This is a genomic window from Stenotrophomonas sp. FW305-3-2-15-E-LB1 (assembly GCF_058787375.1).
This window is the reverse complement of record NZ_JBYSZR010000001.1, coordinates 59,603-69,432: the sequence shown is the minus strand read 5'-3', so window position 1 is coordinate 69,432 and position 9,830 is coordinate 59,603. Positions and strand designations below refer to the sequence as shown.

Here is a 9,830-nt window from a genome sequence, read left to right as displayed (position 1 = left end):
TTTGTTGCCCCAACATTTCCTACCCGCCCAGCTACCCATCCACCTACAGCGGTCGATTCTGCGCGATCTGCTGCCGAACCCAACCCTGCACCTCGGATTGTATCCACAGTGCGCGGCGGCCGATGCGGATTGAACGGGGGAAGCGGCCGGCTTTGATCTCGCCGTAGATGAAGGTCGTGCCCATACCGGTCATCTGCCGAACGCGATCCAGCGACAGGAGTTCTTCCATTCGCTCAGCGGCGCCCATGGTTGCCTCCCGCGCGCTGCAGCTTTGTCGACTGATCGACCAAGCCGAGGTTGAACTGCACCACGTTGTCGGCGACTTCCGGCGCGGGCGCAGGTCGCGCGCTGCGTGCCGGGCGGTTGATGCGGCGCCACTCGGCCAGAGCCTTCTTCGGATCCTGGCTCTTGCTGGTCGCCCTGCAGGCGCACTCGACCAGGTGGCCACCGCCGGCGGCGGGGCCGCGCAGGTCGTGGATGTGGCGCGCGCGGTGGCCGACGGCGCAGTTCGGCAGGCCTTCGGGATGGCTGATGTGTTTCTGCGTCATGGCTTCTGGCACTCCGGGTATTGAGCTTCAAGCTGTTCGATCAGGAAGGAGGCTTGCTTGGCGCGGTGTTCGCGGTCGTAGCGGTTGAGGGCGCCGGGTCCGGCATCGCGTAGCCATCGCAGGGGTTGGAGCAGCCACCGGGGATCGAATGGCAGCGTTGCGCGCGGCTCCACGGGTTTGGCCGGCGGCATGCAATCCGGCCCGGCCCAGTCCTCGGGATCGCCGCACCTGGTGCAGACGCCCGCCTTGAATGCGTGGTCTCGCTCGGGCTGGGCCACACGTGGGGCTTCCCACAGGGCACGCACGACCCAACCGCGAATGCGAGCGTGATAGACGTGCTCCGGTGTGGCTGTCACCCAGCACCCTGACCCCGTGTCGTTCTTGTTCCGGTACTCCCAGCGCACAGGCGGCTGGGAATACAGCTCTTGGAGCAGGGTGTCGCTCCACTCGCGGACCTGGTCGACGGAGATCGGCGCGCCGGCGGCGCCCAGGCGGCGCATGGTGGCGACGACCGCGGCGACGGGCGAGGATGCTTGGCAGACGTCAGCGGCGGCCTCCGGGCTTGTGGGAAACGTGGTGCTCAAGCGGATGCCTCCTGTGCTGCCTGAATCTGCTTTCCAATCCATCGAATGTTCGGTACTGCGAAGCTGTTGCCCAGCAATCGATAGCGCGGGCCGTCGGCCAGGCGGGGGCCGTTGTCAGCGCTGCCGGAATGCCGCTGCATGTAGTCGGCGTAGTGGGCATCCGGCTCGTTCTTCCGTTGCTTTCTAGCCTTGCCAAGCTTCGGCACCAAGGTCCAGTCATCAGGCGCGCCCTGGAGGCGCTCGCACTCGCGCGGGGTGAGGCGACGCACCTGGTTAGGTGTCAGCAGCGCAGGTGCCGGACTGTTGGCGTCCAGGCAGGTAGTCCGCTCCCTGAACAGCTTTCCCGCGTTGTTGCTGGAGGTATTGTGGAGCTTGGTCGAGTAGGCGACGGCCACTTGGCCGCCCGCATTTGCATGGCCCTCTTGATGCCCCATCGCCCGCAAGGTCGGGGCGACTTGATCGCTCACGCTTCTGGTGGGGTCACTGTCCTTGCAACCAAATGCGATATAGGTTTGCTGCTTCGTACCTGGCTGCGCGGCTAGCGTGCCAGCAATTTCCATGCAGCGAACTTCGTCGCGTTGGTTCTGCGCGAATGCAACCGGCACAAGAGGTGTGCCACGCCCTGTCCCATCCTCGCTTGCATCAAAACCTTCGGCGCGTAGCGTATGGGCGACAGCCGGAATTAGGAGGCCCGCATGGGCGTCCTGATTTGTGGCGCTGCCGGCCGCTTTGTTGTTAGCGCTAAGTGTCCCGGCAACTAAGCCGCCTTGGCACTCAAAGTCCGTTCCGAGCCCGCCGCCACCTTGAGTGCGCGCGCTAAGGGTGCCGGTAACGCTTTCCCCCGTGTCGCGGCGCGGCGCAGAATCCCCGCGCAGGCGATCGGGCTCAAGAAGTACCGGGGGTCTATCGGACCAGTTTCCAGTATCGAGGACAGCGAACACGCGACGGCGCCGCTGCGCCACTCCGAACCACTGCGCGTCAAGCACGGACCATTCGACCAGGCCGTTGTCACCCAGCGCAACGCCTTCGGATCCCCAGCCACCTGGGGGCACAGGCAGGTCGGTTCCTGCCATCGAACCAACCACGACAGCAAAGTCTCTGCCCTGGTTGCTGCTGAAAGCACCTGGGACGTTTTCCCAGACGAGCCAGCGGGTGCCGCAAAAATGTCGAGCTGCATTGAAGATCCTCATCTGGTGGTGGAACAGGCTGGAGCGCGCGCCAGCGAGGCCCGCGCGGCGTCCCGCGACGGACAGGTCCTGGCACGGGCTGCCTCCGATCAGAACGTCGAAAGCGCCCAGAGCCTTGATCTGCTCGTCGGTGATCTCAGTGACGCTTCCGAGATTTGGAACGTGAGGCAGGCGGTAGCGCAGCAGTGCGCAAGCGGCTGGCTCGATCTCGGATACGCCAACGCAGGTCCACCCCAGTGGCGCCCACGCGAGGTGGGCCGCTTCCATGCCGGAGAAGAGAGAGAAGTAGCGCATCAGGCGTGTTCCTTGGGAGCGATCGGGCCGGTGTGGCGGTAGTCACGCAGCGGGTCGGTGAGGAACCGGCCGCGCTCCTGGCGCTGCACGGTGTAGTCGGGGAAGGCTTCGGTGGGCAGGTGGGCGTGCGCTTCTTCCATCAGCGCGACGAAGCGCTGCTGCCACTCCAGCGGCATGGACTGCAGGGTCCGGCGCGGCACGACCACGTAGGCGGAGCGGGTGAGCCCGAAGGCGTCCCACACCGGGCCGTGGTAGTACGGGCACAGGGTTGCGGTCTCGTCAGCCATTGGTCGAATCCTGCGCCGGGCGCGCGCTGTGTATGCTTTTCGGGTAAGCGCACCGGAACGGCGCAGGTGCGAAGGTGATGGGATGCACAGGCAAGAAGACTGGAATCTGAAAATTCGGGGCCGCGACGTGACGGTCCGGGTGGTGCTGGATGGGATTGGCCGGTTTGGCCGCGGGACGATGATTGGTTTCCATGTGGTCTACGGCCCGAGCCGATCGGGCTTGGACATAGCCGTGGAGTCGCGGGAGGACGCGGCTGCCAAGACCGAGGCGCTTCTGTCGGAGCTGATGGGGGCCGACTGGTACTGAGCCGCCAGATCTGGCCCTTTTCATCAGGCTTTGCCGTGAAGTAGATTTGCCATCGCTGACGGTTGGGGAACCGAAATGAAGACAGAGGGCTTTCGCCGGACTCTGCAGGGCGTGATCGATGGGCGCAGGTTCCGCGTCGAGATCACCAGCCAGGTGGAGGACGAATTTGAGTTCACGGCCACGGTGGAAGGTGTCGCCGTGGCCGCGCCGCGCGCCGGCGTGATCCGCAACAAAGGCGACGCCATGCAGCTCGCCATGGCTGCCATCGAGAAGCACATTGCAGACCAGGCTCGAGAGGCCTGAGCCGCGCTGGCCCGGGATGATGCTGTAACTGCTCATGCTCGCGGCTCCTTTGCGCCGTGGATCTGCTGGCCGCCGAGGCCGGCGCTGAATTCCCAGCGCTCTGCCTCGCGGGTGTAGTAGGCGGCGCGCTCCTGGCGCTCGCTTTCGGTGAACTGCTTGTCGGTCAGCGCGTGGTCGGCGGCTTCGCGGTTGGCCTTGGCCATGCGGACCGGGTCGTCCTTGAAGATGTCGAGCTGGTTGCGCATGCGGTTCCCTGGGATGGGTTGCCGGCGAGTGGAAGTCCGGCCGGCGGCGGAGCCCGGTTGCCCGGGCGGGCGGTTGCTCAGTGCGTGTCGTCTGCGGGCATGGCCCGGCGGCGGCGCTCGTCGGTGCGGCGCCGCATTCCGGCGCGGAAGGCAGGCCAGCAGCGGCGTGCGTCCTTCCAGCCGTGCCAGCCGAAGTACGCGATGCCGCCCAAGGAGAGGAGGACGAAGGTATCGGCGCCGGTGTAGAGGGCGCGGGCGAGGATGGCGAGCAGCACGCCGACGATCACGGCGCAGTAGAAGGGCAGGGCCAGGTGGTGCATCACTGGTTCGCTCCGTGCTGCTTCAATGCACGGTCAACCGCATCGCAGTCGTCGCACACGTGGTGGTTGGTGTGGTCGCACTCGCAGCGGGCGGCTGCGGGTGCCGCGGGCGAGGGGATGTGCGGGATGCCGATCTGCATCTGCGCGAAGAAGTCCTGGTCGGTCATGCCTGCAGGCCCGTGAAGCTGAAATTGCAGGCGTGCTGGCAGTTGCCCACCTTGGCTTCCCACCGCAGGGAGGCGATTTCTTCCTCGTGCGGCGCCAGGGCTTCTTTGATGGCCTTGAATGAGCCCTGGTTGAACTCGGGGAAGGCGAACAGCTTCTCGGCCAGCCAGAGGGCGCGGAACGGCGTCGGCAGGCCGCGCAGTACGCAGGCACCAGTGGTGACGTGGGTCACCTGCCATTCGCCCAGCTCGGTGTTGGTGCGATCACCCATCATGGTCGACTCGTCGTCGCTGTAGACGTGATGGCAGAAGAACGGGCCGACGACGAAGCCGGTGAACTTGCTGGGCGGCGAGGCGTCGGCGCGCTGCAGGTCTTCGCCGCGCGGCAGGGTCAGCGTCTGCATTGCGGCGGGGGCGAGGGCGCTCACGCAGCACCGCCTTGCGCGCGCTGCGGGCCACGGCGCAGCGAGTGCTTCATGCGGCTGATGGCAGCCGCGGCGCTGCCGCCGCGCAGGAAGTCGAGCCGTGCCAGGTCGGCGACGGTGTTGGCGAAGTCGGGGCGGTGACCGACGCGCAGGGCTGCGATGCGGACGGCGTCCGCGACGGCGCGGCCGCGCTGCTGCGGGCCTACCAGGATGGCGACGGCGCTCATGCCGCGTCCTTGCCGCTCAGGGCGTCGGTGTACTGCTTGGCGGTGGTGCCGCTCATGCGCAGCGCCTGTGCCGCGCGCTGCAGCTCCAGTGCGAGCTGGTCGGCTTCGGCCGGATCGAGGTAGAGCGAGGCAAAGCCGAGCTTTACGGCAACTTTGCCAAGGGCGTCCATGGAGAGGACGGTGGGCGCGATGCTGGCGGCGCCGAGGGACAGGCTGGCCATGTGTGATCTCCTGCGCCCGGCCCCGGGATGGGGCTGCGTTGGGCGACGGGGCTAAGATCACACAGTGTGATTATTGATGCAACACGAAACGTGATGTTTGGGTGTACATTTTCTGAACGGCGGTAGTTCTGTTCAGAAAAAGAGGGTTGGGCTAGTCGAACTGGTTCCGGATCAGCCCAGCGTCTTCGAAGGACACGTCGTCGCGGATGCACTCGCGGGCGCGGTCCAGATTGCGGTGCAGCTCGATTAGGTCGTCATCGCCGAGGTCATCTATCGATGCGTGCCCCAGCGTTGCTTGGTCGATGATGAGTTGAACGCCGAACGGGCTATAGACCTTGGCCAACGTTCGGATCATGCGCAGATGGCTCTCGCGTGCGACAGCATCGAAGTGCGCGGAGCGCTTCCCTGTAGCCGGGCGGGGCGCAGGCTGTTTGTCAGGCGCGGCGCTTATCCGCTCCATCAGCTTGTGCAGCAGCTCGTCCGTTTTGCTCATGTGTTGCAGTTCCCCTGTGTAGATCGCGCTTCTCGCGCCATGCTGCGAAATCCACCAGGTTCCGCTGATCTGCGGGGCGTTCGTCGTTCAAGATCCATTCGTACACATCCGCGAACAGATCAGCATCCGTCTCGATATCGAAGGCCTTGCCGAGTGTTCCGAACGCCTTGGCCAGGAACCGGTGGGTTTCGGCAAGGATTGCAGGAGCGGGTCGCGGGGACTGAGACGCCGGCGCTTCGCCGAACAGGGACGCGATGCTGACGCCTAGGGCGTTGGCCAGTAGCGGCACTTCTGACACCTTGGGCTCGCGCGCGCTGGCCGCTGATGATTCGTAGTTCGCGATACGGCTTTGACCAGACCAGCCGCAGGCGAGCGCCAGTGCTTCCTGGGTCATGCCGGCATTGATCCGGGCGGCGCGGAGATTGTCAGAGAAGGCCATACCGGGATTCTTCACGGTATGTGATGCGGCGCTAACACGAATTGTGTTGCTTGAAGGATCACGATATGTGATGCTCCTCGCATGGACGCTCTCGACAAAGCCGTAAAAGCCGCTGGTGGCGTGACTTCTCTCGCCGCTGCCCTTGGTGTTCGCCAGAGCGCCGTCAGCAACTGGAAATCCCGGTCCAGCATTCCCGCAGCCCAGGTCCTGGGAATCGAGCGGGCCACGGGAGTTTCCCGGCATGAGCTCTGCCCAGAGATCTTCGGCGCCGCCGCCGACCTTGCTCCGGTCACCAAGCAGCAGCTGCTGGAAAAGCTCGGCCTCAGCACCGACGCCCACTTGGCCATCGTGCTGTCCCTGCCGGTCGAGCAGGTCGCGCTCTGGCCGAGCGCTGGCGCCGTGCCCGCGCTGCCGCAAGTTCTGCGTCTGCTCGGCATTGGCGACCAGGCCCCGGTCGCCCCGGTCAGCCTCGACCCCGATGCCGACCGCATTGGCCCTGTCGACACCGCCTGAAAGGCCATCCCTGGCCGTCGTCCCTGAGTTGTCTCTGTCCATGGCGCCCATCGTGCGCCGCCCGGGTCCAGCCCGAAACCCTGAAACACCGTCCCTCCCAAGGTGACCCGATGACCTGCCGTACCTCCTCGCTCAACTGGCTCGACAACCTCTACAACTCCGTGCGCGAGACGCCGGGTGGTGTGGAAGCTGCTGCCGCTTACCTGGCCCAGCGCCGGGGCAAGTCGATGCATCCCGAAACACTGCGAGCAAAGCTGCGCGGGCTTGAGGGTGAGTCGGTGACGCTCCAGATCGCCGAACTGCTGACCGAGTGGATGCAGGAGCAGGCTGGCGGCGGTGAGCGCGCGCTGGGCTGGCTGCAGTCTTTGGTGGCGCGCTTCGGCATGGCTGCCGACGTGGTGCCGCCGGCGCCGGAAGGCGGCTGGTCCGACGAGATCGGCGCCATCCAGATGAAGCTGCTGGAGATCACCAGCCGGGTGGGGAAGCTGTCCGGCACGGCCGTGGAGGCCATCGCCGACTCGACCATCACGAACGCCGAGGCCGAGCAGATGATTGCCGAGATCCGCGCGCTGCGGACGATGGCCAATCGCCTGGAGCGCAACGTCGCGCGTGCTGCAGCGAAAGGGAGGGCGGCCCGATGACCGGTCTGGCTCGCTCCAACGATCCCAACAGCAGCCATGCGGCTGCGGCGGACCTCGTCGCCACCGGCAAGCTGCTGGACCAGCAGACGCGCGCTGCAGCAGCCGTGCATCGCCACCCTGGGCAGAGCAGCCTGCATCTGGCCGCGCTGACTGGCCTTGACCGCCACATGCTCGGCCGTCGCCTGCCGGAGCTGGCCCGCCAAGGGAAGATCTGGCGCGGCCCTGCAGCGCCGTGTGCCACGACGGGCAAGAGCGCCTGCACGTGGTTCCCGGTAGCCCCGGGCGAAAACCTGTCGCTGGGGCTCTGACATGTCGACCATCATCATGTCGCAGTGCTGGCCGCTGCAGGGCCTGAGCGTCACGCAGAAGGCGGTGCTGATCTCGCTGGCCGACCAGGCGAACGACGACGGCGTGTGCTGGCCGGCAGTTGGGACCATCGCAGCGCGCTGCTGCATGTCCCCGCGCGCTGTGCGCACCGCGATGGATCATCTGGAGGTCGTTGGCCTGCTGACCCGTGATCGTCGGTTCAACAGCAGCACGGTCTACAACGTCACCCCGGCCAACTTCGACAAGGCCGCAGCGCCTTCGAAGGGCACTCGCAAGGCTGGCAAATCGGGTGCTGCACCGGGCGCAGGTGCTGCGCCCCATGCAGGGGGTGCGCCCGCTGCAGGTGGGGATGCGCCCGCTGCAGGAGGGGATGCACCGGGCGCAGGTCTGGAGGTGCGCCCCGTGCCGCCTAACCGTCATATAACCACCAATGAACCGTCAGAAGAACCGTCATCTCCGGCGGGCCTGTCGGCCGCGCCGCTGACGAAGGCGGAGCAGGAAGAGCAGATGCAGCTGGCCTGCAAGGCGACGTGGGCTGCCTACCGGGCTGCATACCGCATCCGTCACGGTGTGGACCCCGTCCGCAACGCCAAGGTCAACACCAACGTTCGGGATCTGGTGAAACGCTTGGGCCGTGAAGAGGCGCCGCTGGTGGCCGGCTGGTTCCTGAGCGTCAACGAGAACTACGCCGTGAAGCGGATGCACGACCTGGGCGTGCTGTTGGCCGGGGCCGAGGCGTACCGCACGCAGTGGGCTACCGGGCGCCAGATGACCGCCACCAGCGCCAACCAGCAGGACCAGACCCAAGCCAACGCCTCCGCCGCCGACGACGCCAAGGCGCTGCTGCGCCGCATGAAGGGGAACGCAAATGCTCAGTGATGCCGAACAGGACACGCTGGTCGAAATGCTGGTGGCCACGGCCGAGGTGATGGGCGAGCAGATCCGTCCGACCGCTGCGGCCTACATGGTCACCGATCTGGTGACCTACCCGCTGCGCGTCCTGGCCGAGGCGCTGACCGCGTGCCGCCGCGAGGTAAAGGGCCGGCTGAGCCTGGCCGCGATCATGGAGCGCATCGACGACGGCCATCCGGCCCCGAACGAAGCATGGGCCGTGGCCATCCGTGCCACTGACGAGGCGGTAACTCTGGTGTGGACCGAGCAGACCCGGGACGCATGGACGGCGGCGCTGCCACTGGTCGAGGAGGGCGACAAGATCGCAGCCCGGCAGGCGTTCCTGGAGGTGTACGCCCGGTTGGTGAAGAGCGCGCGCGCTGTGGGTGGCTGCGCCGTCTACCAGCCGTCGCTGGGCCACGACGCCAGCGCCCGGGCCGCAGCGCTGCAGCTGGCGGTCGACGGCGGCCGGTTGGCGCACCAGCAGGTGGCGGAGCACCTGGCCTTGCTGGCGCCCACGCCCGCGTTCAACCCGTTGGCCCTGCTGGCCGGTCGAGTGGAGGCCAGCCCGGAAGCGAACGAGCGCACCCGGAGGCGGCTGGCGGAGATCGCCGAGCTGTTCGGTTCCACTCAGGACGCCGCGGCATGAGGCAGGACCACGTCGAACTGGAAGTGCGGCCGGCGTCGGAGCCGGTGGCAGAGGCCGGCTGGTATCTGGCCTATGGCTACGGGATCAAGCCGCTGGTGCTGTACGCGACGCGTGGCATGACCGTGTGGCGTGACGGCATGCGCCAGATCCCGATCACCCGCTATGCCGGCCCCGTGCCGGAGCTGCGCTGATGTGGTCGAAGGCACCGCCGCCGACGAAGGAAGAGGCCCGCCGTATTCGGAAGGCAAAGCTGGGGCCGTGCATGGTTTGCATCCTCCTGCACATGCGCAACGTCCTGCCAAAGCACCTCGTCGTCTACGGATGCGACTACCACCACTGCAAGTCGGGAAACATCCGGCGCGGCCACGCGTTCGGGTTCGCCATGTGCCAGTGGCACCACGAACGCATCCCGCAGGAAGGACGGTCGTTCGCGTGGATGGCAAGCGTTTACGGCTGGAGTTTGAAGGATGGCTCCAGGACGTTCCACGAAAAGTACGGCTCGGACGACGAGCTGATTGAACAGCAGACCTACATCAACGAACTGAGGGCAGCAGCATGAAGAAAACGAAGGCCCAGGCACCCCGGGTCAACCCCCAGCGTGCGCCTCGCGAACGGCGGATGGACCACAACACGGTATCCCGGCCCAAGCGCGCGAAGCCGGGGAAGAACGCCGCTGGCCCATCCGAGACGGTGGAGCAGTTCAAGGCGCGCGGCGGCAAGGTGCAGATCCTGACGGCCAGCTGGGAGCAGGCAGCATGAGGCGAG

The 9,830-nt window shown here is 66.5% G+C and carries 23 protein-coding genes; 10 read left to right on the top strand and 13 right to left on the bottom strand.

Annotated features, from left to right (window positions below; all coding sequences use genetic code 11):
• Positions 1 to 43: 43 nt before the first annotated feature.
• From AC3WL7_RS00365 to AC3WL7_RS00345, 5 genes are read right to left on the bottom strand one after another with little or no spacing between them, the layout of a single operon-like run.
• Positions 44 to 247 (bottom strand): helix-turn-helix transcriptional regulator, encoded by a 204-nt coding sequence (locus AC3WL7_RS00365; RefSeq protein ID WP_021202704.1) that lies wholly within the window; start codon positions 245 to 247, stop codon positions 44 to 46.
• Positions 234 to 548, bottom strand: a complete 315-nt coding sequence (locus AC3WL7_RS00360; protein WP_492748889.1) for a hypothetical protein — start codon at positions 546 to 548, stop codon at positions 234 to 236. Before AC3WL7_RS00360 ends, AC3WL7_RS00365 begins: the two co-directional genes overlap by 14 nt.
• The gene (locus tag AC3WL7_RS00355) at positions 545 to 1,132 is read right to left on the bottom strand and encodes a hypothetical protein (protein WP_492748887.1); all 588 of its coding nucleotides are present in this window, start codon (positions 1,130 to 1,132) and stop codon (positions 545 to 547) included. The genes AC3WL7_RS00360 and AC3WL7_RS00355 overlap by 4 nt, the downstream gene beginning before the upstream one ends.
• Positions 1,129 to 2,613 (bottom strand): DNA cytosine methyltransferase, encoded by a 1,485-nt coding sequence (locus AC3WL7_RS00350; RefSeq protein WP_492748886.1) that lies wholly within the window; start codon positions 2,611 to 2,613, stop codon positions 1,129 to 1,131. Before AC3WL7_RS00350 ends, AC3WL7_RS00355 begins: the two co-directional genes overlap by 4 nt.
• Entirely contained in the window at positions 2,613 to 2,900 is a 288-nt protein-coding gene (locus AC3WL7_RS00345) for a hypothetical protein (protein WP_492748884.1), read from the bottom strand. The genes AC3WL7_RS00350 and AC3WL7_RS00345 overlap by 1 nt, the downstream gene beginning before the upstream one ends.
• Before the next feature lie 82 nt (positions 2,901 to 2,982).
• Between AC3WL7_RS00345 and AC3WL7_RS00340 the strand changes: the two genes are divergently transcribed.
• A complete protein-coding gene (locus tag AC3WL7_RS00340; protein ID WP_492748882.1) occupies positions 2,983 to 3,207 on the top strand; it encodes a hypothetical protein in 225 nt (74 codons plus the stop codon).
• Positions 3,208 to 3,282: 75 nt separating this feature from the next.
• The gene (locus AC3WL7_RS00335) at positions 3,283 to 3,510 is read left to right on the top strand and encodes a hypothetical protein (RefSeq protein ID WP_492748880.1); all 228 of its coding nucleotides are present in this window, start codon (positions 3,283 to 3,285) and stop codon (positions 3,508 to 3,510) included.
• A 32-nt stretch (positions 3,511 to 3,542) separates the two neighbouring features.
• On the opposite strand, the gene AC3WL7_RS00330 is transcribed toward AC3WL7_RS00335, so the two are convergent.
• From AC3WL7_RS00330 to AC3WL7_RS00295, 8 genes are all read right to left on the bottom strand, one after another.
• Complete coding sequence (locus tag AC3WL7_RS00330; RefSeq protein ID WP_492748878.1) at positions 3,543 to 3,755, bottom strand: hypothetical protein; 213 nt, start codon at positions 3,753 to 3,755, stop codon at positions 3,543 to 3,545.
• 77 nt (positions 3,756 to 3,832) lie between these two features.
• Complete coding sequence (locus AC3WL7_RS00325; protein WP_492748876.1) at positions 3,833 to 4,075, bottom strand: hypothetical protein; 243 nt, start codon at positions 4,073 to 4,075, stop codon at positions 3,833 to 3,835.
• Positions 4,075 to 4,242: a hypothetical protein gene (locus tag AC3WL7_RS00320; protein ID WP_492748875.1), complete on the bottom strand. Its 168-nt coding sequence runs from the start codon at positions 4,240 to 4,242 to the stop codon at positions 4,075 to 4,077. The genes AC3WL7_RS00325 and AC3WL7_RS00320 overlap by 1 nt, the downstream gene beginning before the upstream one ends.
• Positions 4,239 to 4,667 (bottom strand): hypothetical protein, encoded by a 429-nt coding sequence (locus AC3WL7_RS00315; protein ID WP_492748873.1) that lies wholly within the window; start codon positions 4,665 to 4,667, stop codon positions 4,239 to 4,241. The genes AC3WL7_RS00320 and AC3WL7_RS00315 overlap by 4 nt, the downstream gene beginning before the upstream one ends.
• Complete coding sequence (locus AC3WL7_RS00310; RefSeq protein ID WP_492748872.1) at positions 4,664 to 4,891, bottom strand: hypothetical protein; 228 nt, start codon at positions 4,889 to 4,891, stop codon at positions 4,664 to 4,666. Before AC3WL7_RS00310 ends, AC3WL7_RS00315 begins: the two co-directional genes overlap by 4 nt.
• Positions 4,888 to 5,112, bottom strand: a complete 225-nt coding sequence (locus tag AC3WL7_RS00305; RefSeq protein WP_108767911.1) for a hypothetical protein — start codon at positions 5,110 to 5,112, stop codon at positions 4,888 to 4,890. Before AC3WL7_RS00305 ends, AC3WL7_RS00310 begins: the two co-directional genes overlap by 4 nt.
• Before the next feature lie 151 nt (positions 5,113 to 5,263).
• The gene (locus AC3WL7_RS00300; RefSeq protein ID WP_492748870.1) at positions 5,264 to 5,605 is read right to left on the bottom strand and encodes a hypothetical protein; all 342 of its coding nucleotides are present in this window, start codon (positions 5,603 to 5,605) and stop codon (positions 5,264 to 5,266) included.
• Positions 5,547 to 6,044 (bottom strand): helix-turn-helix domain-containing protein, encoded by a 498-nt coding sequence (locus tag AC3WL7_RS00295; RefSeq protein ID WP_108767912.1) that lies wholly within the window; start codon positions 6,042 to 6,044, stop codon positions 5,547 to 5,549. Before AC3WL7_RS00295 ends, AC3WL7_RS00300 begins: the two co-directional genes overlap by 59 nt.
• Before the next feature lie 81 nt (positions 6,045 to 6,125).
• On the opposite strand from AC3WL7_RS00295, the gene AC3WL7_RS00290 reads away from it, so the two are divergent.
• The 8 genes from AC3WL7_RS00290 (at position 6,126) to AC3WL7_RS00255 (ending at position 9,824) form a co-directional block, all read left to right on the top strand.
• The gene (locus AC3WL7_RS00290) at positions 6,126 to 6,557 is read left to right on the top strand and encodes a transcriptional regulator (RefSeq protein WP_108767913.1); all 432 of its coding nucleotides are present in this window, start codon (positions 6,126 to 6,128) and stop codon (positions 6,555 to 6,557) included.
• A gap of 110 nt (positions 6,558 to 6,667) precedes the next feature.
• Positions 6,668 to 7,198: a phage regulatory CII family protein gene (locus tag AC3WL7_RS00285; protein ID WP_108767914.1), complete on the top strand. Its 531-nt coding sequence runs from the start codon at positions 6,668 to 6,670 to the stop codon at positions 7,196 to 7,198.
• Positions 7,195 to 7,506, top strand: a complete 312-nt coding sequence (locus AC3WL7_RS00280; RefSeq protein ID WP_492748868.1) for a winged helix-turn-helix domain-containing protein — start codon at positions 7,195 to 7,197, stop codon at positions 7,504 to 7,506. The genes AC3WL7_RS00285 and AC3WL7_RS00280 overlap by 4 nt, the downstream gene beginning before the upstream one ends.
• Before the next feature lies 1 nt (position 7,507).
• Entirely contained in the window at positions 7,508 to 8,404 is an 897-nt protein-coding gene (locus AC3WL7_RS00275) for a helix-turn-helix domain-containing protein (protein WP_492748867.1), read from the top strand.
• Complete coding sequence (locus AC3WL7_RS00270) at positions 8,394 to 9,065, top strand: hypothetical protein (RefSeq protein ID WP_492748865.1); 672 nt, start codon at positions 8,394 to 8,396, stop codon at positions 9,063 to 9,065. Before AC3WL7_RS00275 ends, AC3WL7_RS00270 begins: the two co-directional genes overlap by 11 nt.
• Positions 9,062 to 9,256: a hypothetical protein gene (locus tag AC3WL7_RS00265; RefSeq protein WP_108762330.1), complete on the top strand. Its 195-nt coding sequence runs from the start codon at positions 9,062 to 9,064 to the stop codon at positions 9,254 to 9,256. Before AC3WL7_RS00270 ends, AC3WL7_RS00265 begins: the two co-directional genes overlap by 4 nt.
• Complete coding sequence (locus AC3WL7_RS00260; protein ID WP_492748863.1) at positions 9,256 to 9,624, top strand: Ref family recombination enhancement nuclease; 369 nt, start codon at positions 9,256 to 9,258, stop codon at positions 9,622 to 9,624. The genes AC3WL7_RS00265 and AC3WL7_RS00260 overlap by 1 nt, the downstream gene beginning before the upstream one ends.
• Positions 9,625 to 9,683: 59 nt before the next feature.
• On the top strand, positions 9,684 to 9,824 hold the full coding sequence (locus AC3WL7_RS00255) for a hypothetical protein (protein ID WP_492748862.1): 141 nt from the start codon (positions 9,684 to 9,686) through the stop codon (positions 9,822 to 9,824).
• Positions 9,825 to 9,830: the final 6 nt, after the last annotated feature.